This window comes from Streptomyces sp. NBC_00510, assembly GCA_036013505.1.
Lineage (GTDB): Bacteria > Actinomycetota > Actinomycetes > Streptomycetales > Streptomycetaceae > Actinacidiphila.
The window spans coordinates 6,531,785-6,557,308 of sequence record CP107851.1; the positions used below are offsets into that span (position 1 = coordinate 6,531,785).

At 74.0% G+C, this 25,524-nt stretch carries 26 protein-coding genes; 8 read left to right on the top strand and 18 right to left on the bottom strand.

The genetic code is table 11. The features are described 5' to 3' along the window. Nucleotides 1-102 precede the first annotated feature (102 nt). Nucleotides 103-585 (top strand): MarR family transcriptional regulator, encoded by a 483-nt coding sequence (locus OG937_29410; GenBank protein WUD75516.1) that lies wholly within the window; start codon nt 103-105, stop codon nt 583-585. Nucleotides 586-619: 34 nt separating this feature from the next. On the opposite strand, the gene OG937_29415 is transcribed toward OG937_29410, so the two are convergent. Genes OG937_29415 through OG937_29425 form a run of 3 tightly spaced genes read right to left on the bottom strand, consistent with a single transcriptional unit; the run spans nt 620 to nt 3,017 of the window. Beyond that, nucleotides 620-2,104, bottom strand: coding sequence for an SDR family oxidoreductase (locus OG937_29415; GenBank protein WUD75517.1), 1,485 nt, complete (start codon nt 2,102-2,104; stop codon nt 620-622). Next, the gene (locus OG937_29420) at nt 2,101-2,310 is read right to left on the bottom strand and encodes a hypothetical protein (protein ID WUD75518.1); all 210 of its coding nucleotides are present in this window, start codon (nt 2,308-2,310) and stop codon (nt 2,101-2,103) included. Before OG937_29420 ends, OG937_29415 begins: the two co-directional genes overlap by 4 nt. Beyond that, nucleotides 2,307-3,017: an alpha/beta hydrolase gene (locus OG937_29425; protein WUD75519.1), complete on the bottom strand. Its 711-nt coding sequence runs from the start codon at nt 3,015-3,017 to the stop codon at nt 2,307-2,309. The genes OG937_29420 and OG937_29425 overlap by 4 nt, the downstream gene beginning before the upstream one ends. A 180-nt stretch (nt 3,018-3,197) precedes the next feature. Between OG937_29425 and OG937_29430 the strand changes: the two genes are divergently transcribed. Genes OG937_29430 through OG937_29450 form a run of 5 tightly spaced genes read left to right on the top strand, consistent with a single transcriptional unit; the run spans nt 3,198 to nt 8,604 of the window. Continuing rightward, nucleotides 3,198-4,469 carry an FAD-dependent oxidoreductase gene (locus tag OG937_29430; GenBank protein ID WUD75520.1) on the top strand — a complete coding sequence of 424 codons (1,272 nt, stop codon included), beginning with the start codon at nt 3,198-3,200 and terminating at the stop codon, nt 4,467-4,469. Further along, nucleotides 4,463-5,218, top strand: coding sequence for a DUF1365 domain-containing protein (locus OG937_29435; protein WUD75521.1), 756 nt, complete (start codon nt 4,463-4,465; stop codon nt 5,216-5,218). Before OG937_29430 ends, OG937_29435 begins: the two co-directional genes overlap by 7 nt. 2 nt (nt 5,219-5,220) lie before the next feature. Next, complete coding sequence (locus OG937_29440) at nt 5,221-6,495, top strand: cyclopropane-fatty-acyl-phospholipid synthase family protein (GenBank protein WUD75522.1); 1,275 nt, start codon at nt 5,221-5,223, stop codon at nt 6,493-6,495. Beyond that, a complete protein-coding gene (locus tag OG937_29445; protein ID WUD75523.1) occupies nt 6,492-7,778 on the top strand; it encodes a cyclopropane-fatty-acyl-phospholipid synthase family protein in 1,287 nt (428 codons plus the stop codon). Before OG937_29440 ends, OG937_29445 begins: the two co-directional genes overlap by 4 nt. A 4-nt stretch (nt 7,779-7,782) precedes the next feature. Then, nucleotides 7,783-8,604, top strand: a complete 822-nt coding sequence (locus OG937_29450; GenBank protein WUD75524.1) for a DUF1295 domain-containing protein — start codon at nt 7,783-7,785, stop codon at nt 8,602-8,604. A gap of 366 nt (nt 8,605-8,970) precedes the next feature. On the opposite strand, the gene OG937_29455 is transcribed toward OG937_29450, so the two are convergent. The 3 genes from OG937_29455 to OG937_29465 all read right to left on the bottom strand — a co-directional run bounded on the left by OG937_29455 (nt 8,971) and on the right by OG937_29465 (nt 12,334). Then, nucleotides 8,971-10,329: a DNA photolyase family protein gene (locus tag OG937_29455; protein WUD75525.1), complete on the bottom strand. Its 1,359-nt coding sequence runs from the start codon at nt 10,327-10,329 to the stop codon at nt 8,971-8,973. A 641-nt stretch (nt 10,330-10,970) separates the two neighbouring features. After that, nucleotides 10,971-11,753 (bottom strand): anti-sigma factor, encoded by a 783-nt coding sequence (locus OG937_29460; protein ID WUD75526.1) that lies wholly within the window; start codon nt 11,751-11,753, stop codon nt 10,971-10,973. Next, complete coding sequence (locus OG937_29465; protein WUD78925.1) at nt 11,750-12,334, bottom strand: sigma-70 family RNA polymerase sigma factor; 585 nt, start codon at nt 12,332-12,334, stop codon at nt 11,750-11,752. Before OG937_29465 ends, OG937_29460 begins: the two co-directional genes overlap by 4 nt. 99 nt (nt 12,335-12,433) lie before the next feature. On the opposite strand from OG937_29465, the gene OG937_29470 reads away from it, so the two are divergent. Continuing rightward, nucleotides 12,434-13,309 (top strand): NAD(P)-dependent oxidoreductase, encoded by an 876-nt coding sequence (locus OG937_29470; GenBank protein ID WUD75527.1) that lies wholly within the window; start codon nt 12,434-12,436, stop codon nt 13,307-13,309. On the opposite strand, the gene OG937_29475 is transcribed toward OG937_29470, so the two are convergent. The 3 genes from OG937_29475 to OG937_29485 form a co-directional block, all read right to left on the bottom strand. Next, nucleotides 13,310-14,071 carry a DUF4239 domain-containing protein gene (locus OG937_29475; GenBank protein WUD75528.1) on the bottom strand — a complete coding sequence of 254 codons (762 nt, stop codon included), beginning with the start codon at nt 14,069-14,071 and terminating at the stop codon, nt 13,310-13,312. A 3-nt stretch (nt 14,072-14,074) separates the two neighbouring features. Next, nucleotides 14,075-14,737: a hypothetical protein gene (locus tag OG937_29480; GenBank protein ID WUD75529.1), complete on the bottom strand. Its 663-nt coding sequence runs from the start codon at nt 14,735-14,737 to the stop codon at nt 14,075-14,077. 72 nt (nt 14,738-14,809) lie between these two features. Further along, nucleotides 14,810-15,412, bottom strand: coding sequence for a TetR/AcrR family transcriptional regulator (locus OG937_29485; protein ID WUD75530.1), 603 nt, complete (start codon nt 15,410-15,412; stop codon nt 14,810-14,812). Between the two features lie 63 nt (nt 15,413-15,475). Between OG937_29485 and OG937_29490 the strand changes: the two genes are divergently transcribed. After that, nucleotides 15,476-16,432, top strand: coding sequence for a beta-ketoacyl-ACP synthase 3 (locus tag OG937_29490; protein ID WUD75531.1), 957 nt, complete (start codon nt 15,476-15,478; stop codon nt 16,430-16,432). Between the two features lie 67 nt (nt 16,433-16,499). On the opposite strand, the gene fabF is transcribed toward OG937_29490, so the two are convergent. From fabF to OG937_29535, 9 genes are all read right to left on the bottom strand, one after another. Further along, nucleotides 16,500-17,759: a beta-ketoacyl-ACP synthase II gene (gene fabF, locus OG937_29495; GenBank protein WUD75532.1), complete on the bottom strand. Its 1,260-nt coding sequence runs from the start codon at nt 17,757-17,759 to the stop codon at nt 16,500-16,502. A gap of 64 nt (nt 17,760-17,823) precedes the next feature. Next, complete coding sequence (locus OG937_29500) at nt 17,824-18,069, bottom strand: acyl carrier protein (GenBank protein WUD75533.1); 246 nt, start codon at nt 18,067-18,069, stop codon at nt 17,824-17,826. Nucleotides 18,070-18,142: 73 nt separating this feature from the next. Continuing rightward, on the bottom strand, nt 18,143-19,174 hold the full coding sequence (locus OG937_29505) for a ketoacyl-ACP synthase III (GenBank protein ID WUD75534.1): 1,032 nt from the start codon (nt 19,172-19,174) through the stop codon (nt 18,143-18,145). A 15-nt stretch (nt 19,175-19,189) separates the two neighbouring features. After that, entirely contained in the window at nt 19,190-20,125 is a 936-nt protein-coding gene (locus tag OG937_29510) for an ACP S-malonyltransferase (protein ID WUD75535.1), read from the bottom strand. A gap of 101 nt (nt 20,126-20,226) precedes the next feature. Further along, nucleotides 20,227-21,426 carry a helix-turn-helix domain-containing protein gene (locus OG937_29515; GenBank protein ID WUD75536.1) on the bottom strand — a complete coding sequence of 400 codons (1,200 nt, stop codon included), beginning with the start codon at nt 21,424-21,426 and terminating at the stop codon, nt 20,227-20,229. Between the two features lie 65 nt (nt 21,427-21,491). Next, nucleotides 21,492-22,307, bottom strand: coding sequence for an ABC transporter permease (locus OG937_29520; GenBank protein WUD78926.1), 816 nt, complete (start codon nt 22,305-22,307; stop codon nt 21,492-21,494). A gap of 10 nt (nt 22,308-22,317) precedes the next feature. Continuing rightward, nucleotides 22,318-23,187, bottom strand: a complete 870-nt coding sequence (locus OG937_29525; protein ID WUD78927.1) for an ABC transporter permease — start codon at nt 23,185-23,187, stop codon at nt 22,318-22,320. Nucleotides 23,188-23,224: 37 nt separating this feature from the next. Continuing rightward, entirely contained in the window at nt 23,225-24,424 is a 1,200-nt protein-coding gene (locus OG937_29530; protein WUD75537.1) for an ABC transporter substrate-binding protein, read from the bottom strand. Next, a complete protein-coding gene (locus tag OG937_29535; GenBank protein ID WUD75538.1) occupies nt 24,415-25,512 on the bottom strand; it encodes an ABC transporter ATP-binding protein in 1,098 nt (365 codons plus the stop codon). Before OG937_29535 ends, OG937_29530 begins: the two co-directional genes overlap by 10 nt. Between the last annotated feature and the right edge of the window lie 12 nt (nt 25,513-25,524).

A 25,524-nucleotide genomic window follows, 5' to 3' on the forward strand; every position in this document is an offset into this window, starting at 1 on the left:
CGCTCTCTCCCGTGGGATGCGGAACGGGGGACTGCCCCCGTGCGGAAGGATGTATCTCAGCTATTGAGTATCTTAATCATCGAGATTATTTACGATGGAGGGGTGCCCGACAACTTCCAGGACGAGTCCCCGACCGGGCTGCAGGCCTTCGCCGTGCAGCTGCGCAGGATGAACAGCGAGTTCAACCGCATCGCGCAGGACTTCGCGCAGAGCCAGAAGCTGCACCACACCGACGTGCAGGCGCTGGTCGCGATCCTGGACGGCGACGGCCACGGCGGGGCCATGACCCCCGGTCTGCTGCGCGAACGCCTCAATCTGACCTCCGGTGCCGTCACCGCCTGCCTGGACCGGCTGGAACGCGCCGGCCACGTCCGCCGCACCCGCGACGCCGCCGACCGCCGCGTGGTCCATCTGCACTACGCCCCGCGGGGGATGGAGGTGGCGCGGGAGTTCTTCCGCCCGCTCGCCCGGGGCACCGACGCGGCGCGCGCCCGCTTCACCGAGGACGAACTCGTCGTCGTGATGCGCTTCCTGGCCGCGATGAACGACGAGCTGACCGCCCTGCGGGCCCCCGTCCCGGACTGAGCCCGCGTCCGTCACGGCCCCGCGCGGCCCTTTGCTACGGCCCTGCCGCGCCCGCCCGGGCCGCGGCGGCTATGTTGCGCGCCATGCCGCCGAAGACCACGGAGTGGAACGGCGAGACGCTCCACCAGTACGCGTGCCCCGCCAGCCCGCGCGGATGGAACAGCGCGCGCTGCCCGTAGACGGTGCGCCCGGTACCGTCCCGTCCGGACGTCAGCTCCAGCCAGGCCAGGCCCGGCAGCCGCATCTCGGCGCGCAACCGCAGCAGCCGGCCCGGCTCGATCTCCTCCACCCGCCAGAAGTCCAGCGAGTCGCCCACCCGCAGGTGCGTCGCGTCCCGGCGGCCCCGGCGCAGCCCGACCCCGCCCACGAAGCGGTCGAGCCAGCCGCGCACGGCCCAGGCCAGCGGGAAGGAGTACCAGCCGTTGTCGCCGCCGATGCCCTCGATGACCCGCCACAGCGCCTCGGGCGAGGCGTCCACGATCCGTGTCCGGCGGTCGGTGTAGAGGGAGCCGCCCGCCCAGTCAGGGTCCGTCGGCAGCGGGTCGCTCGGCGCGCCGGGCACGGAGGCCGAGGACCAGCGGGTGACCACGTTCGCCTCGCGGATGCGCTGCAGCGCCAGCCGCAGCGCCGCCTCGACGCCGATCATGCCCTCGGGCGGGTCCGGCACCCACGCGGCGATGTCGCGGTCGTGGCAGACCACCTCGTACCGCAGCGACTCCGTCAGGGGCCGCGCGATGCCCGCCGGCACCGGGGTCACCAGCCCCACCCAGTGGCTCGACAGACGCGGCGTCAGCACCGGCACCGGCACGATCAGCCGGTGCGGCAGCCCCGCCACCTCGGCGTACTCCAGCATCATGGCGCGGTAGGTGAGCACGTCCGGGCCGCCGATGTCGAAGGCGCGGCTCACCTCGGGCGGCAGCGTGGCGCAGCCCACGAGGTAGCGCAGCACGTCCCGTACGGCGATCGGCTGGATCCGGGTGCCCACCCAGCGCGGGGTGACCATCACCGGCAGCCGTTCCGTGAGGTAGCGCAGCATCTCGAAGGAGGCCGAGCCGGAGCCGATGATCACCGCCGCCCGCAGCGCCGCCGTCGGCACTCCGGAGGCGAGCAGCACCCGGCCCACCTCGGCGCGTGAGCGCAGGTGCGGCGACAGCTCCCGTTCGGGCACCCCGGCGGGGGTCAGACCGCCCAGGTACACGATCCGCCGCACGCCCGCGGCCTTCGCCCGGGACCCGAAGACCTCCGCGGCCTCCCGGTCGGTCCGCTCGAAGTCCCCTCCGCTGCCCAGGGCGTGGACGAGGTAGTACGCGACGTCCACGCCCTCCATGGCCGCCCGCACCGAGTCGGGGTCGGTGACGTCGCCCCGGACGACCTCCACCTCGCCCGACCACGGGTGGTCGCGCAGCTTGCCGGGCGTACGGGCCAGGCAGCGCACTCGGTGCCCGGCCTCCAGCAGTTCGGGGACGAGCCGGCCGCCGATGTAGCCGGTCGCGCCCGTCACCAGGCAGGTGAGGCTCATCGCGGGCTCCCGGCGTCGCGGGCGAAGGGGCCGGCCGTCGGCTCGGGCGGCAGCAGGGTGCGCAGCAGCGCCGCCAGTGCCGTCAGCGCGGCCGTGATCAGGAGCGGCAGGAGCGGCAGAAGCGGCGCCCCGGCGTGGCGCGGGGCCGGCGCGGTGCCCGGCGGCCCCGCCACCGGCCGGGCGTCCGTTCGCAGGCGCAGGCTCATCGCGCTCCCTCCGTTCCCGGGGCGGTCAGCGCGCCCGCCACCTCCGGCGGCAGCGGACGCAGCCGCAGCAGCCCGGCGACCAGGCGCGCCGTCAGGGCGTGCCAGGTCCCGGCACCGCGCAGCATCGCGTGGTCGCCGCCCGGCACCACCAGGTGACAGGCCTGGGCGCCCGCCGCCCGCGCCCGGTCCGCCAGGGTCAGCGAGCCGGCCGGATCGGTGACCCGGTCCCGGTCGCCGTGCAGCAGCACCAGACGGCGCCCCGCCAGATGCCCCACCGGCTCGTCCTCGGGACACCACGGCGCCAGCCCCACGACCGCGCCCACCAGCGGATGACCGGCCACGCGCAGCGCCGCCCGGCCGCCCATCGAGTGCCCCACCAGCACCACGGGCACCTCCCCGGCGCGTTGCCGCAGTGCCTCCAGCGCCCGCAGGGCGTCCCGCGCCGCGTCCTCCCGCCCGCCGTTCCAGCCGCGGTGCCGGTAGCGGACCCCGGCCAGCGCCACCGCGTGCCCGGCGGTGGCCCGGCCGATCGCACGGACGAAGGGACGCATCCGGGCCCCCGGCAGATTCCACGGCGGGGGCGGTTCCAGGCCCTCCGCACGGCCGCCGTGCAGCACCAGGACGGCGGCGCGCGGCCGCTGGGGCAGCTCGTACGGGACCAGCGCCGGACGTGGCGTACCGCCGCCCGCTTCGTCACCGTACGTCATCGGATCGCCCCTCTCGTGCGCTCTCCGTCATTATCGGCCGCCCTCCGTGACGACGCCCGTCACGTGCGTCCACCCATGGATTCGCGGCCGCCCGCCCGGCGGATTGCCGCACCGACCAATCCCTCCCGCCGCGGGCTCCGAACCACCAGCAGGGAGAGGACCGCGACGAAGGGACGGGACGTGACCGAAGCAAGGCGAAGGGTGGCCGTCGTGGGCAGCGGCGTCGCCGGGCTCACCGCCGCCTACCTGCTGCAACGGCACTGCGACGTGTCGCTGTTCGAGGCCGACGACCGGCTCGGCGGGCACGCCCACACACACGACGTACCCTCCTGCGACGGCCGGGTGACCGCCGTCGACACCGGCTTCATCGTCCACAACGAGCGCACCTACCCCACCCTGCTGAGGATCTTCGCCGAACTCGGCGTCCCCACGCAGGAGTCCGAGATGAGCATGTCCGTGCGCTGCGAGGGCTGCGGCCTGGAGTACGCGGGCGCGCGTGGCCCCTCGGGGATCTTCGCGCAACCGCGCAACGCGCTGCGCCCGGCCTATCTGCGTATGCTGGCCGAAGTGCCCCGATTCCACCGCCTGGCCCGGCGGCTGCTCGCGGAGGGCGGTTCCGACGACACCACCACGCTGGGGGAGTTCCTCGGCGCGGGGGAGTTCTCGGCGTACTTCACGGCCCACTTCACGACCCCGCTGGTGGCCTGCGTCTGGTCCTGCTCGCCGCGGACCGCGGCGCACTACCCGGCGGTCTACCTCTTCCGGTTCCTCGACCACCACGGGATGCTCTCGGTGGGCGGCTCACCCACCTGGCGGACCGTCACCGGCGGATCACGCGTCTACGTCGAGCGCATCGTCAAACGGCTCACCGCGATCCGTACCGCCACCCCCGTACGCGCCCTGCGCCGGCACGCCGACGGCGCCGACGTCGTCACGGACGACGGGGAGACCGAGACGTACGACGCGGTGGTCGTCGCCACCCACCCCGACCAGGCACTACGGCTGCTCGCCGACCCCACCGCGGAGGAGCGCCGGGTGCTCGGCGCCATCCCGTACTCCAGCAACCCGACGCTGCTGCACACCGACACCACGCTGCTGCCCCGCAGCCGCGGCGCCCGCGCCTCGTGGAACTACCTCATGCCCACCTGCGCCCCCGACCCCGGCGGGGTCCGCGTCAGCTACGACATGAACCGCCTCCAGCGGCTGGACACCCCCGAGCGCTACGTCGTCACCCTCGGCGAAGAGGAACGCGTCGACCCCGCCCGGGTGCTCGCCCGCATGGTGTACGAACACCCCGTCTACACCCCCGCGTCGCTGGCCGCGCGACGGCGGCTGCCGGCCCTCGCGACCCCCGTCACCGCCTTCGCCGGGGCGTACCACGGCTGGGGCTTCCACGAGGACGGCTGCCGCTCCGGCGCCGAGGCCGCCCGCCACCTGGGGGCGCGATGGTGACCCCCGCGGGCCTGCCGCCGCAGGTGCCCGCCCTGTACGAGTGCACGATCACCCACGTGCGCACCGATCCGCTGCGGCACGCCTTCACCCACCGCACCTACATGTGGCTGACCGACCCCGCCCGGCCGCCCCGGCTCCCCGCCGCGCTGCGCCCGCTCGCCCGCTTCGACCCCCGCGACCACTTCGGCGGCCGGCACCCGACCGTACGGGCCGCCCTCGACGCCTGGCTCGCCGCGCAGGGCGTCGACCTGCACGGAGGCCCGGTCCGGATGCTCAGCCACGCCCGGGTCCTCGGCCACGTGTTCAACCCGCTGACCCTGTACTGGTGCCACGACCGGGACGGCGCCCTCCTGTGCGTGGTCGCCGAGGTCCACAACACCTACGGGGAACGGCACGCCTACCTGCTGCGCACCGACGGACGCGACACCGCCCACGTCGCCAAGGACTTCTACGTCTCCCCGTTCCTCCCCGTCGACGGCGGCTACCGCATGCGGCTGCCCGAGCCGCACGACCGGCTCCACCTCACCGTCCACCTGGAACGGCCCGGCGGCGGCACCCCGTTCACCGCCACCGTGCGCGGCGAGCGGCGTCCGGCCACCGCGCCGGGCCTGCTGCGCGCCGCCGCCCGCCACCCCTGGTCCACGGCCGCGGTGTCGGCCGGCATCCGCCGGCACGGCATCCGGCTGCTGCTGCGCGGACTGCCCGTGCAGCCCCGTCCCGTCCACGCGCCCCAGGAGGGTTTCGAGTGACCATGTCCACCACGTCCGTCCCACTCTCCGCTTCCGCACCCGCCGCCGGCGTGGACCCCCGCCGCTGGCCGGACGTCGCCGCGCCGCCACGGTGCTCACGGCTGCGTGCCGCCGTCGCCGGTGCCGTGCTGCGACGTGCCCTGAGCGGGCTCCCGCTGCGCTGCCGGCTCGGCGACGGCGGCCCGGTCCTCGGCACGGGCGGTCCCACCGTGCTGATCGCCGACCCCGAGGTCTTCCACCGCCGCGTCGGCACCGGAGGACTCATCGGCTTCGGCGAGTCCTACATGGCCGGCGAATGGGACGCGCCGGACCTGCCGGCCGTCCTCACCGTGCTCGCCTCGCACGTCACCGAGCTCGTCCCCCGGCCGCTGCAGCGGCTGCGCGCCCTGTGGGCACACCGGCAGCCCACCGAGCGGCGCAACACCCTCGACGGCGCCCGCGGCAACATCCACGCCCACTACGACCTGTCCAACGAGCTCTTCGCCCTCTTCCTCGACGAGACCCTCACCTACTCCTCGGCCGTCTTCCGCGGCTTCCCCGCCCGGCGCGCCCAGCTGGCCGCCGCACAGCACCGCAAGATCGACCGGCTGCTCGACCTGGCGGGCGTCGGCGAGGGCACCCGGCTGCTGGAGATCGGCACCGGCTGGGGAGAACTCGCCGTCCGCGCCGCCCGCCGCGGCGCCGAGGTCGTCTCCGTGACCCTCTCCGAGGAACAGCGCCGGCTCGCCACGGCCCGGATCGCCGCCGCGGGGCAGCAGGACCGGGCCACCGTCCGGCTGCGCGACTACCGGCAGGTGACCGGGAGCTACGACGCCATCGTCAGCGTCGAGATGATCGAGGCCGTCGGCGCCGAGTACTGGCCGGTGTACTTCACCGCCCTGGACCGGCTGCTCGCCCCCGGCGGCACGGTCGCGCTCCAGGCGATCACCATGCCCGACGAGCGCATGCTCGCCACCCGCGACACCCACACCTGGATGCAGAAGTACGTCTTCCCCGGCGGGCTCATCCCCTCCCTGGAGGCGATCGAGCGGACCCTCGACGAGCACACTGCGCTGCGCGTCACCTCCTGCGACGGCTTCGGACCGCACTACGCCGAGACGCTGCGGCTGTGGCGCGAGCGCTTCACCGAACGCGCCGCCGACGTCGCCGCCCTCGGCTTCGACGAGACCTTCCGCCGCATGTGGACCCTCTACCTCGCCTACTCCGAGGCCGGCTTCCGCTCCGGCTACCTCGACGTGTGCCAACTGCGCCTGACCCGGGGGGAGACCGCCAGGTGAAGGGCGCCGCGGACACCCTCGCCCCGCTGCTGGAGCAGTTCACCGGCGGCCCGCTGCCCGTGCGGCTGCGGGCCTGGGACGGCAGCACCGCCGGGCCGCGCGACGCCCCCGTGGTCGTCCTGCGCTCCCGGCGCGCGCTGCGAAGACTCCTGTGGCAGCCCGGCGAACTCGGCCTCGCCGAGGCGTACATCACCGGGGACATCGACGTGCGCGGCGACCTCACCGAAGGCCTGCGCGCCGCGTGGCACGCGGCACGCGACGGCGGGCTGCGCCCTCCCCGGCTCAGCGCGGCCGACCGGCTCCGCGCCGCCGGCGTCGCCGTACGGCTCGGCGCGGTCGGCCCCCGCCCGCCCGCCCCGCGCGGACGCGCCCGGCTGAACGGCACCCCGCACACCAGGGGCCGCGACCGGGCCGCCATCAGCCACCACTACGACCTGTCCAACGACTTCTACGAACTCCTCCTCGACGCCTCCATGGCCTACTCCTGCGGCTACTGGACCCGCCACGACGACCCGTCGTACGGCCTCGCCGACGCCCAGCGCGACAAGCTCGAACTCATCTGCCGCAAGCTGGACCTGCGCCCCGGCATGCGGCTGCTCGACATCGGCTGCGGCTGGGGCGCGCTCGCCCTGTACGCCGCGCAGACCCACCGCGCGCAGGTCCACGCGGTCACCCTCTCCCGCGCCCAGCGGGACTTCGTACGGGACCGGATCCGCGAACGCGGCCTGGAGCAGTACGTCACCGTCGAACTGCGCGACTCCCGCGACCTGGAGGGCAGCGGCGGCTACGAGGCGGTCACCGCGATCGAGATGGGCGAGCACGTCGGCGACGAGCACTACCCGCGGTTCGCCGGCGCGATCCACCGCATGCTGCGCCCCCGGGGCAGGGCGCTGGTGCAGCAGATGTCCCGCGGCCGCGTCGCCCCCGGTGGCGGCGCCTTCATCGAGACGTACATCGCCCCCGACATGCACATGCGCCCGCTCGGCCGGACCGTGGCGCTGCTGGAGGACGCGGGCCTGGAGGTGCGGGCGGTGGAGTCCCTGCGCGAGCACTACGTCCACACGGTGCGGGCCTGGCTGGCCACCCTGGAGCGGCGCTGGTCCGACGTCGTCCTCCTGGCCGGCGAGGAGACCGCCCGCGTGTGGCGGCTGTACCTGGCGGGCGGGGCGCTGGCCTTCGCCGAACGCCGCATGGGCGTCGACCAGATCCTCGCCGTCCGGCCCGCGGCCGACGGCGCCGGCGGCACGGCCGGCACGCCCGCCGCCTGGTACGCGGGGTGGTGAGGCGGTGAACGGCTTCCCCTGGGGCGCCTTCGGGGTGGGCGTGGCAGTGGCGGCCGGGGCCGCGCTCGCCGTCATGCTCGCCACCTTCGCGTTCGCCCTGTCCCGCGGCAGGCACCGCTACGTCGACGTCGCCTGGGGCGTGGCCTTCACCGCGGTCGCCGGGTCCGCCTACGGCATGTCCGCCGGACACGGCGACCCGGCCCGCCGCGCGCTGGTGCTCGCGCTGACCGCCGTGTGGGGCCTGCGGCTGGCCGTCCACATCGCCCACCGCGGCCGCGGCCACGGTGAGGACCCCCGCTACGAGGCCTTCCTGGCCAAGGCCCGCGGCAGCCGGGCCGCCTACGCCCTCCGCGCGGTGTACCTGCTGCAGGGCGCGCTCGTCCTGGTCGTCTCGCTGCCCGTCCAGGCCGCCTCGTACATCCCCGGGCCGCTCGGCCCGGCGGCCGCGGTCGGCGCGCTGCTCTGGCTCACCGGCCTGCTCTTCGAGGCCGTCGGTGACCACCAGTTGGCCCGGTTCAAGGCCGACCCGGCGCACCGGGGCAGCATCATGGACCGCGGCCTGTGGAGCTGGACCCGGCACCCCAACTACTTCGGCGACTTCTGCGTCTGGTGGGGGCTGTTCGCGCTGACCTGCGACGCCTGGCAGGCCGCCGCGGTGTCGGTCGCGTCCCCGCTGCTGATGTCGTACCTGCTGACCCGGGGCAGCGGGAAGGCCCTCCTGGAACGGCACATGGCGGACCGCCCCGACTGGGCCGCCTACGCGTCGCGCACCAGCGGCTTCTTCCCCCGGCCCCCGCGCCGGCGCGCCGGCGTTCCGCCGGGGTGACGGGGCGGGGCGTGACGGTGCCGCCGGTGGCGCCTCGGGGCAGGCGGCCCGGGTGCCCACGCCCCCGGGCGCGGGCGGGGTGTTGCCGGCAGCCCGGGACTTCTCCGGCAGGCCGCGCGCAGGACGCCGGGCCGGTCGATCGCCGGGGCTCCACCGCCGCCGCGGTTCTCGACCCGCGGGGCACGTGGTGCGGTGGTGATGCGTGGTTCCGCGTGGGCGGGGTTGGGCGCCGCGTCGAGGCGGGCGATGGGGTGGCCCCCGGCGGGCGGGACTGCCCGCGTGCCGCCCGCCGTGTGTGCCTCGGGGCGGGCGGCCCGGGTGCTCACGCCCCCGGGCCGTCGCCGCGGCCGTCGACCCGCGGGGCGGCTACTTGCCGCGGGCGCCGCGGAAGCGGGCGAGGGCCTCGTCGAGGTCGACGAGGGGGGCGGGGTAGTCCAGGGCGGCCCGCTCGTCCTCGGGGAGCCGCCAGGGGCGGTGCACGGCGCCGCCCCGCACCTCCGCCAGCTCCGGCACCCAGCGGCGCACGTAGGCGCCGTCCGGGTCGAAACGGCGGGCCTGCACCAGGGGGTTGAGCACCCGGTTCGGGCGGGTGTCGGTGCCGGTGCCGGCCACCCACTGCCAGTTCAGCTGGTTGTTGGCGATGTCGCCGTCCACCAGCAGTTCCAGGAAGTGCGCGGCGCCGATCCGCCAGTCCACGTACAGCGTCTTGGTCAGGAAGCTCGCGGCCAGCAGCCGCGCCCGGTTGTGCATCCAGCCCTCGTGCCGCAGCTGCCGCATCGCCGCGTCGATCAGCGGGTAGCCGGTACGGCCCTCGCGCCACGCGTCCGCCTCGGGTCCGTCACCGCGCCAGCGGTCACCGCGCGGCCGCAGGTCCCGGGAGGCGGCGTCGGGGCGGGCGGCGAGCACCTGGTGGTGGAACTCCCGCCACGCGACCTGCCGCACGAACGCGTCCGCGCCCGGCCCGCCGGCCTCGCGGGCGCGCCGGACCAGCTCGGTGGCCGACAGGCAGCCGAAGTGCAGGTACGGCGACAGACGCGAGGTGGCGTCGCCCGCGAGGTCGTCGTGGCGGTCCTCGTACGCGGCGAGCCCCGAAGCCCGCCAGGCCCGCCAGCGCTCGCGGGCCCCGGTCTCCCCGCCCGCGGGCAGCCCGGGCGACGTGCCCTTGGGCGCCTCCGGGAGCGGCCGGGACGCCACGCCGTCCGGGACGCGGACCACGCGGGGCGCACCCAGCGGGTGGCGCAGATCCGTGGTCTCCCAGCGCCGGAAGTACGGCGTGAACACCCCGAAGCTGTCCTTCCCGGCCGGGGTCACCGCGCCGGGCGGCACCGCGGTCAGCACGGCGTCGTGCACCCGGAGTTCGCGGCCCGCCGCTGCCAGGGCCTCCCGCAGCCGCTCCTCGCGCCGCGCGGCGTACCGGCTCACCCCCGCGGCGACGTTCACCTGCCCGGCGCCGGTCTCCTCCGCGACCCGGCACGTCTCGCGCACCACGTCCCCGTGGCGCAGCACCAGCCGCCCGCCGCGCATGCGCAGCCGCTCGTCCAGGTCGGCGAGGCAGCCCGCGAGGAACGCGGCGCGGTTCGGGGCGGCGAAGCCCGCGGCCTCGATGGCCTCGTCGAGCACGAACAGGGGGACGACCTGCTCCGCGGAGTCGAGGGCGGCCCGCAGGACCGGGTTGTCGTGGAGCCGCAGATCGGCGGTGAACAGGCAGATCGACGTCGTCGTCACGTCCGGGGCACTCCTCCTGGCCGGCATTCGCGCCCGGCGAGCCTATGGCGCCGCCTCCCACCGCGGCGTGAGGCGCCCCGCCGCGCCCCGCGAGCGCTGGGCGTTACCCGGGGAGCCACGCCCTCGCGAGCGCCCCCACGGCGGCGCGCCCCCGCGCGGGGCCCTCGCCCCATGGGGGCCGGGCTCTCCCGGGGCTCCAGGCCTTTCCGGTCCTCGGGAGGCGGGCCGCGCCGCAGGGCAGCCGCAGGCGAGGCCGTGTGACCGTGCGTTGGGCCGGGTGGCCGGTGTGGGGCGTCCCCGGGCGCTCGGGCACGGCTGTGTCCCGTGGGCGGGGCTCGCCCGGTCCCCTCGGCCGGCTGCCTCATCGCGGTGTTGCCACGGGGCAGCCGCGGGCGCGGTGTCCCCGGGGGCGGGCGCTGCCCGGGGTCCGGCCGGGGTGCCGTGTCGCGGGCCCTGGGTGCCGTGCCGCGGGCGAAGCCGTGCCCCCCGGGGGGGGCGCGGCTCCCCGGGGTACGACGGGAGCCCCGGCGTGGTGCCCCATGCCGCAGCGGCCGCCCAGGACCTTCGGATTGTCCGGCCGGGCGGCCCGCCCCCGCGCACCGCACCGGACGGGGTGCGGCGCGGTGCGCGGCGCGGCGGCGTCAGGCCGGGAAGTTCATCAGGGCCAGGGGGTCGGAGGTCGGCTGCGGGGAGCCGCCGGCGGGTTCGACGGTGATGCCCATGCCGGAGGCGCCGTCGACGGTGCCCTGGAGGAGGACGGCCTGGGTCGTGTCGCCGCCGGACGGCTTCGGCATGAGGCCCGCGGAGCGCATCGTGCCGCCGTCGGCGTACCAGAGCTGGTAGACCCGGTTGCCGCTCAGCGCGGGCATGCCGTGGGCGAAGAAGACCGCGCGGTCCTGGCTGCGGGAGATGACGACCGTGCCGCTGGCGCCGCCCGCGAGCTTCGCGGAGGTGGTGACGGCGTCGGGCGCGGCCAGGACCCGGGAGATCTGCTCCGCCTGGACCTGGGTCCGCTGGTTCTCCTGGCGCAGGTCGCCGAGCTGTTGCTGCTGCCAGACCGCGACCCCGCCCAGGGCCGCTGCCGCGGCGAGGCAGGCCGCCAGGGCGAAGCGGACGCGGCGCCGCGCTGGCTGCGAGGCGCGGCGGCGCATCGCGCGGGCCGCGGCGCGCGGCGGCTCGGGCACCGACGGCGGCTCCTGCCGTACGTTGACGATGAGCCGCATGACGTCGTCCTTCATGCGGGGCGGGACGGGTTCGGCCGCGGCGAGCCCGAGGCGGGCGGCGGTCGCGGCCAGCTCGCGCACCTCCAGCGCGCAGGCCTCGCACTCCGCGAGGTGGCGTTCGAACTCCGCGCGCTCGTGCCGCGTCAGCGCGTCGACGGCGTAGGCGCCGGTGAGGGTGTGCAGCTCGGCCTCGGTGCTCACGCGGTCACCCCCAGGCAGTCGCGCAGCCGGATCAGGCCGTCCCGCAGCCGGGTCTTGACGGTGCCCAGCGGAAGCGACAGCAGCTCGGCCACCTCCCGGTACGTCAGCCCCCGGTAGTAGGCGAGGGTCACCGACTGGTGCTGCACCTCGGTGAGGGTGCGCATGCAGCGCCGCACCTGTTCGGCCTCCAGCCGGGCCTCCACCTGCTCGGTCACCTCGTCGTACGCGGGGGTGCGCTCCAGCAGCGCCGCCCTGTGCTCGCGGTCCGCCGCCGCGCTGGCGGACCGTACCCGGTCCACGGCCCTGCGGTGGGCCAGGGTCATCACCCAGGTCATCGCGCTGCCCTTCTCCGGCCGGAAGCGGGCGGCGGTGCGCCACACCTCCACCAGCACCTCCTGCGTCACCTCCTCCGACTGGGCGGGGTCCCTGAGCACTCCGCGCACCAGTCCGAGCACCGGTCCGCTCACGGCGTCGTACAGCCGGGCGAAGGCCTCCTGGTCGCCGCGCGCGACGGCGAGCAGCAGCTCCGAGAGGTCCGGCCCCTGCCGTGCGGGCCTGCCGAACCGCAGCGGTTCCCTCACCACACCTCCAGCGTTCGATTCCGTGTGTCGAGGACAAGTCTCGCGTCCGGCATTCGGCGCCGCGAGCGATTCGGATTGGTCCGTCGTACCGTGGCAGTCATGTCCGACACCACCTCAGCAGCAGTCCTGGGCACCGGGATCATGGGTGCCGCGATGGCCCGCAACCTCGCCAGGGCCGGCCTCGACGTCCGTGTGTGGAACCGTACGAAGGAGAAGGCACAGCCGCTCAGCAAGGACGGCGCACGCGTCGCCGGCACCCCCGCGGAGGCGGTGGACGGCGCCGACGTGGTGCTGACCATCCTGCACGACGCGGACTCCGCCCTCGAGACCATGCGGCAGGCGGCGCCGGCGCTGCGGAAGGGCGCGGTGTGGGCGCAGTCCACCACCGCGGGCGTGGGCGCCCTCGGGGCGTTCGCGCGGTTCGCCCGCGAGCACGGCGTCGTCTTCCTCGACTCGCCCGTGCTGGGCACCAGGCAGCCCGCGGAGAACGGGCAGCTCCTGGTGCTGGCCGCAGGGCCGCAGGAGGCCCGGCAGACGGTGGCGCCGGTCTTCGACGCGATCGGCAGCCGCACCGTGTGGGTGGGGGAGGACGCGGCCGAGGGCGCGGCCAGCCGGCTGAAGCTGGTGATCAACAGCTGGGTGCTGACCGTCACCCACGGCACGGCCGAGGCCCTCGCACTGGCGAAGGGCCTCGGCGTGGACGCCGCGGACTTCCTCAAGGCCGTCTCCGGCGGCCCCCTCGACATGGGCTACCTGCAGGCGAAGGGGGCGTCGATCCTGGCCGGGGACTTCAGCCCCAGCTTCGCCGTGCGGACCGCGGAGAAGGACGCCCGCCTGATCGTGGAGGCGGGGGAGTCCGTGGGGGTCCGGCTCGACGTGGCCGCGGCCGGCGCCGAGCGCTTCCGCCGCGCGGCCGAGCTCGGGCACGGCGGGGAGGACATGGCGGCCTCGTACTTCGCGAGCTTCGAGAAGTGATCACCCGATGTGCGGGAAGAGGCTGGTGAAGTACGCCGCCGCCTCGGCGGCGTCCCGGCCGAAGGGGGCGTCCAGGTCCCAGATGAGGAAGAGCAGGAAGGCGATCAGGGCGCTGTAGAGCCCGGCGAGGAGCAGTTCGCGCCGGGAGCGCCTGATCTGCAGGCTGAAGATCAGCCCCACCGCGACGAGGGCGCCGGTGACCAGGCCGAACCACACCACCCCCGGCATGGTCGGCCCGGCGTTCTCGCCGCGGGCCGTGCGCGCGTCGTCGGCGGCCGCGACCTGGTCGACGACCGGCTGGTACGCCTGGTTGGCCAGCGGGGTGCGCGGCTCGAAGTCGGTCACGTCGCGGCGCACCTTGCCGAGGAGTTCCGAGCCGCGCTGGGTGTTCTCGCCGTGCTTGAGCATGTAGGGCAGCTCGGTGTGCGCGACGTAGGAGACGTACGCGTCCACGTCGGCGCGCACCTGGTCGCGGACGGCGGCGGGGTAGACCTGCACCCGCTGGCGCACCTCGTGCAGGGCCTGGGTCTCGCGGTGCAGCGTGTCCTCGGCGCCGCCGCGCGCCTCCCACACGCCGGCGATGGCGAGGCCGAGGACGATGGCGTACACCACGCCGATCATCATCGTCATGTACTCGATGACGTCGGGGGTCTCCGAGGGGTCGTCGTCGTCTCCGATGCGACGGTGGTTGATGGCCACGATGGTCAGGACGACCGCGCAGGCCGCGGCCATCGCGATGGCCAGGACGAGCCAGTCCGACATCGATCACCTCCGTGAGCGGGCTTGGGAGCGGGGCTTGAGCGCGGCGGCGGACAGGACCGCGGGCGCGGTGACCAGCAGCATGAGATGGACGATGCTCGGGCCGTCGGGGGCGGGCGGCGGGCTCGCCTTGCGGTAGGCGACCGGCGGGAGTTCCGCGCGGTGCGTCGGGGTGGGGGTCGGCGTGGGTGTGGGCGTCGGGGTGGGTGTCGGTGTCGGTGTGGGAGTGGGCGTGGGGGTGGGGGTGGGGGCCGGTGCGCGGCGCACGGGACGGGCGGGGGTGGGCCGCGGTGCCGGCCCGCAGGGGTGTCGCCAGGACACCGAGCCCCGAGAACCGCCGCTGTCCGTGCGGGCGTTCACCGTCGACTCGTACGCGGGGCAGTGCCGCCGCCGGACGGTCGCGGACGAACCGCCGCTGCCGGTGCGCGCGTCCACGGTGTCCCCGCCGTGGGTGACCCGGGCCCTCGTCTCCCCGTCGCGGGTCTCCACGCGGACGGCGCCGCCGCCGGTCTCCACCCGTACGGTGCCGTCGGGCAGGAACCGGACCACGGGCGGGCCCGGTGGACCCGGCGGATCATGCGCGTACGCCGTCCCCCCGGCCGCCCCCGTCCCCAGCACCGTCAGTGCCGCGGCCGCCGCGAGGCCGGCCCCCCTCAGCCAGATGCTCATGGACAAGATCCTGCGCGGCGCCGTGCGGGCCCATCCGGGGGACCCGGCCAATCCCCCCGAAGGGCTGATTCGTCAGCTCAGCACGCGCCGCAGCGCACGCCGGGCGCGGTCGGGGGCGGTCCGGTCGCCGAAGAGCTGGACGGCGTGGTTGAGGGAGAAGTAGATCCCGTTCAGCTCGAAGACCAGTTGCTCCGGGTCGGTGCCGGGCGGCAGTTCGCCGAGTTCCACGGCCGCCCGGATGTCGCGGGTCAGCCGGCGGCGCCAGACGGTGTAGAGCCGGGCGACCGCGTTCCGTACCGGCCCCTCGCGGCCGTCGAACTCCACGGCGGAGGCGGTGAACAGGCAGCCGCCGGGGAAGGCCTCGCGTTCGCGGTCCAGGTAGGTCACCCACGCCTCGCAGATCGCGGTCAGCCGGGCGAGCCCGGGAGCGGCCCCCGCGGCGGGCACCCAGACGGCGCGGGTGAAGATCTCCGAGGCCCGCCGCAGGGCGGCGATCTGCAGGGCCTCCTTGGTACCGAAGTGGCCCAGCAGCCCGGACTTGCTGATCCCGAGGTCGGTCGCGAGCCGGCCGATCGTGAGGCCCTCCAGGCCCTCCACGGAGGCGACCGCGACACTGCGCTCGATGATCCGCTCGCGGGTGTGGCGTGCCTCGGCGGCGGACTTGCGTGGGCTCATGGGGCCATCGTAGCCACCCCTCCCCATTTAGAGTCCGACCGATCGGTCGCTATAGTTCCGGCCATGACTGCATCCCGCATCGCCGCCCTCGGCCACCACCAGCCGGAACGTGTCCTCACCAACGACGACTTGGCCGCCATGGTCGACACCAGCGACGCCTGGATCCGGCAGCGCACCGGCATCGCGACCCGGCACATCGCCGCCGAGGACGAGACGGTCGCCGACATGGCGAGCGCCGCGGCGGGCAAGGCGCTCGCCGCGGCGGGCCTGGACGCCGCCGACATCGACCTGGTCGTCGTGGCCACCTCCAGCGCCGTCGACCGCTGCCCCAGCACCGCCGCCCAGGTCGCGGCCCGGCTCGGCATGACGGCTCCCGCCTCCTACGACCTCAACAACGCCTGCGCGGGCTTCACCACCGCGCTCGCCGCCGCCGACCACTCCGTGCGGGCCGGCGCCGCCCGGCACGCGCTGGTCATCGGCGCCGAGAAGATGTCCGACCTCACCGACTGGAGCGACCGCAGCACCTGCGTCCTGCTGGGCGACGGGGCGGGCGCGGCCGTCGTCAGCGCCGCCGATGCCGCCCCGGGGACGCTCCCCGGCATCGGCCCCGTCGTGTGGGGCTCGGACCCCACCCGTGCCGACGCCGTACGGCTGGCCGGCGCCTGGCAGCCCCGCTTCGCCCAGGACGGCCAGGCGGTCTTCCGCTGGGCCACCACGACCCTCGCCCCGATCGCCGAGGAGGCCTGTGCCCGCGCCGGTGTCGCCGTCGGCGACCTCGGGGGCATCGTGACGCACCAGGCCAACCTGCGGATCATCGAGGGCGTCGTACGCCAACTGGGCGCCCTGCAGGCGGTGGTGGCCCGGGACGTCGTCGACTCCGGCAACACCTCCGCCGCCTCCGTGCCGCTCGCCTTCTCCAAGCTCGTCGAGCGCGGCGAACTCGCCCCCGGCGCGCCCGTGCTGCTGCTCGGTTTCGGCGGCGGGCTGTCCTGGGCCGGGCAGGTCGTCGGCTGCCCCTGACCCGGGGACGACCGAGGGCCGGTCGGCCGCGCGTGCGGCTGACCGGCCCTCAGGGGTGCGGTACGGCTCAGGCCTTGAGGGCCAGGACGACGTTGTGGCCGCCGAAGCCGAAGGAGTTGTTGATGGCCACGATCGGGCCGTCCGGCAGCTTCCGCGCCTCGGTGGAGACCAGACCGGGGTCGATCTCGTCGTCCAGGTCCGCGATGTTGATCGTCGGCGGGGCGATCCGGTGGTGCAGGGCGAGGACGGTGGCGACCGTCTCGATGCCGCCCGCGCCGCCCAGGAGGTGACCGGTCATCGACTTGGTGGCGGAGATGGCCACGTGGTCGAGGTGGTCGCCGAGCACCTTGCGGAGCGCCTTGACCTCGGCGACGTCACCCTGCGGGGTGGACGTCGCGTGCGCGTTGAGGTGCGCGACCTGCGCCAGGTCCAGGCCGGTCGCGGCGATCAGCTGCTCCAGCGCGGCGGCGATGCCGCGGCCGGTGGGCTCCGGCTGCGCGATGTGGTGGGCGTCGGCCGACAGGCCCTGGCCCAGCACCTCGGCGTAGACCCGGGCCCCGCGCCTGGCGGCGTGCTCGGCCGACTCCAGGACGACGACACCCGCGCCCTCGCCGAGGACGAAGCCGTCGCGGCCCTTGTCGTACGGGCGGGAGGCGCCCTGCGGGTCGTCGTTGTTCTTCGACATCGCCATCATGTTGGCGAAGGCCGCGATCGGCAGCGGGTGGATGGCCGCTTCCGTGCCGCCGGCGATGACCACGTCGGCACGGCCGGAGCGGATCATCTCGTACGCGTAGCCGACGGCCTCGGCACCGGAGGCGCAGGCGCTGACCGGGGTGTGGACACCGGCGCGGGCGTTGACCTCCAGGCCGACGTTGGCCGAGGGGCTGTTGGGCATCAGCATCGGCACGGTGTGCGGGGACACCTTGCGCGGGCCGGACGCCTTGAGGTTGTCGTACTGGTCGAGCAGCGTGGTGACGCCGCCGATACCGGAGGCGATGACCGCGCCGAGGCGGTCGGGGTCGACCGAGCTGTCCTCACCGGCCTTGGCGGTGAAGCCCGCGTCGGCCCACGCCTCGCGGGTGGCGATCAGCGCGAACTGCGCCGAGCGGTCCAGCTTGCGGGCGACCGGGCGGGGCAGGATCTCCAGCGGTTCCACGGCGATCTGCGCGGCGATGCGCACCGAGAGCTCGGCGGCCCAGTCCTGCTTCAGGGGGGTGACGCCGGAACGCCCGGCGATCAGTCCCTCCCAGGTCGACGCGCTGTCCCCGCCCAGCGGAGTGGTTGCGCCGATACCGGTGACGACCACGGTGTGATTGGTCGGGCTCACAGGGATTGTCTCTCCACGTCTAGAAGGGCGGGCGACAGACACGTCGTCCAGGGGTGGCTCAGGCTCAGCCCTGGGCCTTGAGGATGTAGTCGACGGCGTCGCCGACGGTCTTCAGCTGCTTGACGTCGTCGTCCGGGATCTTGACCTCGAAGCGCTCCTCGGCGGCGACGACGACCTCGACCATGGACAGCGAGTCGACGTCCAGGTCGTCGGTGAAGGACTTGTCCAGCTGGACGTCCTCGGTCGGGATGCCGGCGATCTCGTTCACGATCTCCGCGAGACCCTCGACGATCTCTTCCTGGGTGGCCATGGCGGCGCTCTCCTTCTTCGTGCTGGTTACTACGGGCTGCGGCGGGCGGGAGTGCGCGCCGCGTGAGTGTTGCCTAGGGGAGGGTAACGACAGTGGCGGCGTAGACGAGCCCCGCCCCGAAACCGATGATCAGGGCCGTGTCGCCGCTCTTCGCCTGTCCGGTGGCGAGCAGGCGCTCCATCGCGAGCGGGATCGACGCGGCGGAGGTGTTGCCGGTGGTCTCGATGTCGCGGGCGACCGCGACGTGCTCCGGCAGCTTGAGCGCCTTGATCATCGAGTCGATGATGCGCATGTTGGCCTGGTGCGGGATGAAGACGTCCAGGTCGTCCGCGGTGATCCCGGCGGCGTCCAGCGCCTCCTGGGCCACCTTGGCCATCTCGAACACCGCCCAGCGGAAGACCGTCTGGCCCTCCTGGGTGATCGCGGGGAACTTCAGCTCCCCGTTCTCGTCCACCGGCAGCTGCGCGACGTCACCCACACGGAAGCGGTCCCACGCCACGGTCTGGGTGATGGTGTTGGACTTGTCGCCCTCCGAGCCCCAGACGGTCGGGCCGATCTCCGGCTCGTCGGCCGGGCCGATGATGACCGCGCCGGCGCCGTCGCCGAAGAGGAAGGCGGTGGCGCGGTCCGTCTTGTCGGTGAGGTCGCTCAGCCGTTCGACGCCGATCACCAGGACGTGCTTGGCGCTGCCCTCGGTGACCATGCCCTTGGCGAGGGTCACGGCGTACGTGAAGCCCGCGCAACCCGCCGAGATGTCGAACGCGGCCGGCTTGCCGGCGCCGATGCGGTGCGCGATCTCGGTCGCGACGGCCGGGGTCTGCTTGAAGTGGGAGACGGTGGCGACGATGACGCCCCCGATGTCCTCGGCCGAGATCCCCGCGTCGGCGATGGCCTTGCCCGCCGCGATGACCGACATCTCGGCGACCGTCTCGTCCGGGCCGGCCCAGTGCCGGGAGGCGATGCCGGAGCGGGAGCGGATCCACTCGTCGCTGGAGTCGATGGTCTCCAGGATCACCTCGTTGGGCACCACCCGGGTCGGCCGGTAGCCGCCGACGCCCATGATGCGCGCGTACGGGGAGCCCTTGCTGGGCCTGATCTTCGCCATGTCTGGGGGGACTCCTTATTCCTGGGGGCCGTGCTCGGCCACGATCGCGCGGGCGGCGTCGAGGTCGTCCGGGGTCTTCAGGGCCAGGGTCGCGATGCCGGGCAGCGCGCGCTTGGCCAGGCCCACCAGGGTGCCACCCGGAACCAGCTCGATGATCGCGGTGACACCCATGTCCTTGAAGGTCTCCATGCACAGGTCCCAGCGCACCGGGTTGGACACCTGCGTCACCAGGCGGGAGACGATCTCGGCGCCGGAGGCGACGACCGCACCGTCGGTGTTGGACACGTACGGCAGCGCGGGGTCGGAGACCTGCAGCGTCTGCGCCAGTTCCTCCAGCACGGCCACGGCCGGGGCCATGTGGTGGGTGTGGAACGCGCCCGCCACCTTCAGCGGGATGACCCGCGCCTTCTCCGGCTTGTCCGCGGTCAGCTCCGCGAGCTGCTTCGCCGTGCCGGCCGCCACGATCTGACCGGCGCCGTTGATGTTCGCCGGGGTGAGGCCGAGGTTCCCCAGGTGGGCGACGACCAGGTCCGGGTCGCCGCCGAGCACGGCCGACATGCCGGTCTCGATGATGGCCGCGGCCTGGGCCATGGCGGTGCTGCGGGTGCGGACGAAGGTCATCGCCGCTTCCGCGCTCAGCACGCCGCCGACGGCCGCCGCCGTGATCTCTCCGACGCTGTGACCGGCCACGGCGCCCAGCGCGGAACGCGCGGCGGCCGGGTCGCCGAACAACTGCTCCGCCGCGACCAAGCCGGCCGCGACCAGCAGGGGCTGGGCGACGGCGGTGTCACGGATCTCCTCGGCCTCGGCCTTGGTGCCGAAGTGGGCGAGGTCGAGCCCGGCGGTCGAGGACAGACCGGCGAGACGGTCGGCGACACCGGGGAGTTCGAGCCAGGGGTTCAGGAAGCCGGGGGCCTGGGCACCCTGGCCGGGAGCGACGAGTACGAGCACGCTTTCAACTCTCTCTTGAGCGAGGTGATCCCCGCCCGTGGGGACAGGGACCAAGAACCGACGGGCGATTTGTTGGTGTCCCACAAAGGCCCTGATCGTATCTACGGTGTGTGCCCCGCGTCGGAGAGCCGGCCCAGGATGAGCGCGATACGTAGGGTGAATGCGGAGCGCACGTCCGACGGCGACCAGCCGGTGACGTCCGTCACACGTCGAAGCCGGTAGCGAACGGTGTTGGGGTGAACGAACAACATTCGGGCGGCCCCTTCCAGCGACGAGGCCTGTTCGAGGTAGACGGACAGAGTCTCAAGCAGTGCCGAACCAGCTTCCTCCAACGGCCTGTAGATCTCCTCCACCAACTGATCGCGGGCGTGTCGGTCGCCCGCCATCGCGCGCTCCGGGAGCAGGTCGTCGGAGAGCACCGGACGCGGCGCGTCGGGCCAGGCCGCACACGCCCGCAGGCCCGCGGCCGCGGCCTGCGCGGACTTCGACGCCGCCAGCAGGTCGCCCACCACGGGCCCGGCCACGACCGGCCCCGCGGCGAACGGCCCGATCAGCGCCTTGGCCACCCGCAGCGGATCCCCGTCGCCGCCCGCGACCACGATCAGCCGGTCGCCGAGCACCCCGGTGAGCACCTGCAGCTTGGCGTGCCGCGCCGCCCGCCGGATCGCCTCGACGGTGAGCTCGCTGTCGCCGTTGGGTGCCGTGCCCAGCACCACCGCGATCTTGTCGGGGGAGCTCCAGCCGAGCGCCGCCGCCCGGGACAGCACGCCCTCGTCCGCCTCCCCGGACAGCACCGCGTTGACCACCAGGGACTCCAGCCGCGCGTCCCAGGCGCCGCGCGCCTCGGCGGCCTGGGCGTAGACCTGGGCCGTCGCGAAGGCGATCTCCCTCGCGTACACCAGCAGCGCCTCGCGCAGCACCGACTCGTCGCCGGGGGCCGCGACCTCGTCGATCGCCGCCTCCATGACCTCGATGGTGGTGCGCACCATCTCCACCGTCTGGCGCAGCGAGATCGCCCGGGTCAGCTCCCGCGGGGCGGTGCCGAAGACGTCGGTGCTGATCGCCTGCGGGGTCTCGGGGTGGCGGAACCACTCCGTGAAGGCCGCGATGCCCGCCTGCGCCACCAGCCCGATCCACGAGCGGTTCTCCGGGGGCATGGCCCGGTACCAGGGCAGCTGCCCGTCCATCCGCGCGATCGCGGCCGCCGCCAGGCGCCCCGAGGACTTCTCCAGCCTCCTCAGCGTGGCGGAGTGGGGGTGGTCGCGGGCGGGGTCGAATGCGTTCAGCGCGGGTTCTGGCACGGTACAAGCCTGCCTTATCCGGGCGGATGCATGGCACGGACCCCTCGGCTCCGTGCACCCGTGGCTCAGATACGGCCTCCCGCGGCGGAGTCCGCGGACAGCCGCTGGGCGAGGTAGACCGGGATCACCGACGCGGCGACCAGGACGGCGGCCACCACGTTGACGACGGGCGCCTGCTGCGGCCTGGCCATGTTGCCGAAGATCCACACGGGGAGGGTCTGGACGCCGGGACCCGCGGTGAAGGTGGTGACGACGATCTCGTCGAAGGAGAGCGCGAAGGCGAGCAGCCCGCCCGCCAGCAGCGCCGTGCGCACCAGCGGGAAGGTGATGTCGCGGAAGACCTGGAAGGTGTCGGCCCCCAGGTCCATCGCCGCCTCCTCGTACGAGCCGGAGGTGCGCCGCAGCCGGGCCACGACGTTGTTGAAGACCACCACGACGCAGAAGGTGGCGTGGCCGACGACGACCGTGAACAGGCCCAGCCCGACGCCGAGCGGCTCCAGCACCGTGCGGAACGCGGTGTTCAGGGCGATGCCCGTGACGATGCCGGGCAGCGCGATCGGCAGCACGACGACGAAGGAGAGCGCCTCCCGCCCGAAGAAGCGGTACCGGGAGACCGCGAAGGCGAGCAGGGTGCCCAGCACCAGGGACACCGCCGTCGCGCCCAGGCCCGCCTTCACCGAGGTCCACAGCGCGGAGCGGGCACCGGAGCTGTGCCACGCGTCGGCCCACCAGTGCAGGGTCAGGCCCGAGGGGGGCCAGCCGAAGCCGCGGGCGGCGTTGAAGGAGTTGAGCAGGACGAGGAGCAGCGGCACGTAGATGACGGTGAAGCCCAGCGCGGCCGCGACGCGCAGGACGATGCGGGCGGGACGGGAGAGTTGCATGGTCACGGCCTCACAGACTCTGGAGCGCGCCGGTGCGCCGCATGGCCAGCAGGTAGACGACGATGACCGCGACCGGCACGGTGCCCAGCGCGGCGGCGAGCGGCAGGTCGAGGGTGATGTTGGAGTAGACGACGTTGCCGATCAGCTGGGTCTTGCCGCCGACGATCTGCACGGCGATGTAGTCGCCGAGGCTGAGCGAGAAGGTGAAGACCGAGCCGGCCGCGACCGACGGCAGCACCATCGGCAGCACCACGGACCGGAAGGTGCGCCAGGTGCGGGCCCCGAGGTCGGCGGAGGCGTCCAGCAGGCTGGCCGGCAGCTGCTCCAGCCCGGCGTGGACCGGCAGGATCATGTACGGCAGCCACAGGTAGGCCAGCACCATGATCGTCGCGGGCAGGCCGTAGCCGGGTCCGTCCAGGCCGAGCGGCCTCAGCGCCCAGTCCAGCGGCCCGTTCTCGGAGAGCATGATCCGCCAGGCGTACGCCTTGACCAGGTAGCTGGCCCACAGCGGGGTGAGCACGGCGACGACCAGCAGGTGCCGGTACCGCGGGGCGGCGACCCGGGCGGTGTAGAAGGCGATCGGGAAGGCGATGACGATGTCGATGACCGTCACCGCGACCGCGACGCCGACGCTGCGCAGGGCGACGTCCCGGTAGACGTCCGTGGTCAGGACGGTGCGGAAGTTGTCGGTGCTCCAGACCTTGACGACGTCGGAGGTGAAGGCGTCGGTCGTCCAGAACGCGGAGAGGAAGAGCGCGGCCAGCGAGCCCAGGTAGGCGAGGACCAGCCACAGCAGCGGGGCGGACAGCAGCAGCGACAGCCGCAGCCGCGGGCGGCGGTGCAGGGAACCTGCCAGCCGCCGCCCGAGGGTGCCGCTCATCGTGGTGGACGGGGTGGACGGGGTCGTCACGGACGGCTCAGCCCTTGATCTCGGTCCAGGCCTGGACCCACTTGGCGTACGGCACGCAACGGACGTCGGTGCGGCCGTCCAGGCACTGCGGGATGGGCGTGTTCCAGAAGTGGACCTGCTTCCAGTACGGCTCGTCGGCCGCGTGGAAGACCGTGCAGTGGTTCTTGTCCGTGGTCAGGGCGCAGGACTTCTCGTTCGCCGGGGCCTCGCCGAACCACTCGGCGACCTGGGCGTTCACCTTCGGCGAGACGATCCAGTCCAGCCACTTGTAGGCGCAGTTGGGGTGCTGGGCCTTGGCCGAGACCATCCAGGTGTCGGACCAGCCGGTGGCGCCCTCGCTCGGCAGGACCGCCTCGACCGGCGCCTTCTCGGCCTTGGCGAGGTTGGCGATGACCTGCCAACTGGTGCCGATGACGGAGTCGCCGCTCTTGAAGGCGGAGATCTCCTTCAGGTAGTCGCTCCAGTACTCGCCGACGTCCGCGTTCTGCTCCTTCAGCAGGGCGACGGAGGCGTCGAACTGCTTCTGGTCCAGCGCGTACGGGTCCTTGATCCCCAGCTCCGGCTTGGTCTTCATCAGGTAGAGCGCGGCGTCCGCGATGTAGATGGCGGAGTCGTACGCGGTGACGTGGCCCTTGTAGGGGGAGGCCTTGTCGAAGACCGCCGACCAGGAGGTGGGGGCCGGGGAGACCTTGTCGGTGCGGTACATCAGCAGGTTGGCGCCGCGGCCGTGCGGGATGCCGTAGGCGACCTTGTCCACCGAGTTCCACTTCTGCATCTTCAGGCTGGCGAAGACGTCCTTGTAGTTGGGGACCAGGTCGGTGTTGACCGGCGCCGCGTCGCCCGAGGCGATCAGGCGCAGCGAGGCGTCGCCGGAGGCCGAGACCGCGTCGTACTGGCCGGTCTTCATCAGGCTGACCATCTCGTCGGAGGTGCCCGCGACCTTGGTGTTGACCTGGCAGCCGGTCTCCTTCTCGAACGGGGTGACCCAGTCGACGGACTTGTCGTTGGAGCCGTCCTCGGCGTAGCCGGCCCAGGCGATCAGGTTGACCGCGCCCTCGGTCTTGCCCAGGGCCTTGGGCGCGCTGAGCTTGGGCGGGGTGAAGGCGCCGCCGGAGGAGCCGGCGCCCTTGCCGGGGGAGGACGACCCGCCGCAGGCGGTGGCCAGGGCCAGGACGGTACAGGCTGCGAGGGCACGGGTCAGACGCACGTGGACTCCGTTTCCGGGTGGGGGGACTGGACGGTGACGTTGTGTCGGCGGTGCCACTGGAGGCGGACACGGGTTCCCCGGTAGGCGGCGACGTCGGCCGAGGAGGTCTCCTGGTTCTGCTGCAGGGCGGTCAGCCGGCCGCCCTCGTCGAGGTCGACCAGGAAGCGCGTGGTGTCACCGAGGTAGATGACCTCGGCGACGGTGCCGGAGACGGTGCGCAGCCCGTCGTCCGGGGCGTCCGGGGCGTCCGGGGCATCCGAGGGGCCGGTGGGAGCGCCGGGGCCCAGCAGGCGGATCTTCTCCGGGCGGACGCTGTACGTCCCGGTGTCGTCGGTCAGCAGGTTGGAGGTGCCGACGAAGCCGGCGACGAAGGGCGTGGCCGGCCGCTCGTACACCTCGGCGGGGGTGCCGACCTGCTCGATCCGGCCGCCGTTGAAGACCGCGATCCGGTCGCTGAGGGTCAGCGCCTCCTCCTGGTCGTGGGTGACGAAGACGAAGGTGATGCCCACCTCGCGCTGGATCGCCTTCAGTTCGACCTGCATCTGCTCGCGCAGCTTGAGGTCGAGCGCCCCCAGCGGCTCGTCGAGCAGCAGCACCCGGGGACGCCCCACCAGGGCGCGGGCCAGTGCGACCCGCTGCCGCTGGCCGCCGGACAGCTGTCGCGGACGGCGCCCGCCGAACCCCTCCAGCCGGACCGAGGCGAGCGCCGCGCGGGCGCGTTCGGTCCGTTCCGCCTTGGGCACCTTGCGCACCTTCAGGCCGTAGGCGACGTTCTGTTCCACCGTCATGTGCGGGAAGAGCGCGTAGTCCTGGAAGACGGTGTTGACGTCCCGCTCGAAGGGGGCGAGCCGGGTGACGTCCCGGCCGGCCAGCTCCACGGTGCCGGCGGTGGGGGCCTCGAAACCCGCGACCATCCGCAGCACCGTGGTCTTGCCGGAACCGGAGGGGCCCAGCATCGAGAAGAACTCGCCGTCGGCGATCTCCAGGTCCACCCCGGCGACCGCGTGCACCTGGCCGAAGGACTTGCGCAGGTCCCGCAGGCGTATCGCGGGCGTCCCGGTGTCCGTTTCCTTGGCCGTTCCCTCCATCGGCGGGGAACC

Coding starts and splice junctions, on each gene's coding strand:
- OG937_29420 (WUD75518.1), bottom strand. CDS start 2,310: ATGAGCCTGCGCCTGCGAACGGACGCCCGGCCGGTGGCGGGGCCGCCG.
- OG937_29500 (WUD75533.1), bottom strand. CDS start 18,069: ATGGCCACCCAGGAAGAGATCGTCGAGGGTCTCGCGGAGATCGTGAAC.
- OG937_29440 (WUD75522.1), top strand. CDS start 5,221: ATGTCCACCACGTCCGTCCCACTCTCCGCTTCCGCACCCGCCGCCGGC.
- OG937_29490 (WUD75531.1), top strand. CDS start 15,476: ATGACTGCATCCCGCATCGCCGCCCTCGGCCACCACCAGCCGGAACGT.
- OG937_29485 (WUD75530.1), bottom strand. CDS start 15,412: ATGAGCCCACGCAAGTCCGCCGCCGAGGCACGCCACACCCGCGAGCGG.
- OG937_29475 (WUD75528.1), bottom strand. CDS start 14,071: ATGTCGGACTGGCTCGTCCTGGCCATCGCGATGGCCGCGGCCTGCGCG.
- OG937_29505 (WUD75534.1), bottom strand. CDS start 19,174: ATGGCGAAGATCAGGCCCAGCAAGGGCTCCCCGTACGCGCGCATCATG.
- OG937_29425 (WUD75519.1), bottom strand. CDS start 3,017: ATGACGTACGGTGACGAAGCGGGCGGCGGTACGCCACGTCCGGCGCTG.
- OG937_29435 (WUD75521.1), top strand. CDS start 4,463: ATGGTGACCCCCGCGGGCCTGCCGCCGCAGGTGCCCGCCCTGTACGAG.
- OG937_29525 (WUD78927.1), bottom strand. CDS start 23,187: ATGAGCGGCACCCTCGGGCGGCGGCTGGCAGGTTCCCTGCACCGCCGC.
- OG937_29470 (WUD75527.1), top strand. CDS start 12,434: ATGTCCGACACCACCTCAGCAGCAGTCCTGGGCACCGGGATCATGGGT.
- OG937_29535 (WUD75538.1), bottom strand. CDS start 25,512: ATGGAGGGAACGGCCAAGGAAACGGACACCGGGACGCCCGCGATACGC.
- OG937_29520 (WUD78926.1), bottom strand. CDS start 22,307: ATGCAACTCTCCCGTCCCGCCCGCATCGTCCTGCGCGTCGCGGCCGCG.
- OG937_29480 (WUD75529.1), bottom strand. CDS start 14,737: ATGAGCATCTGGCTGAGGGGGGCCGGCCTCGCGGCGGCCGCGGCACTG.
- OG937_29415 (WUD75517.1), bottom strand. CDS start 2,104: ATGAGCCTCACCTGCCTGGTGACGGGCGCGACCGGCTACATCGGCGGC.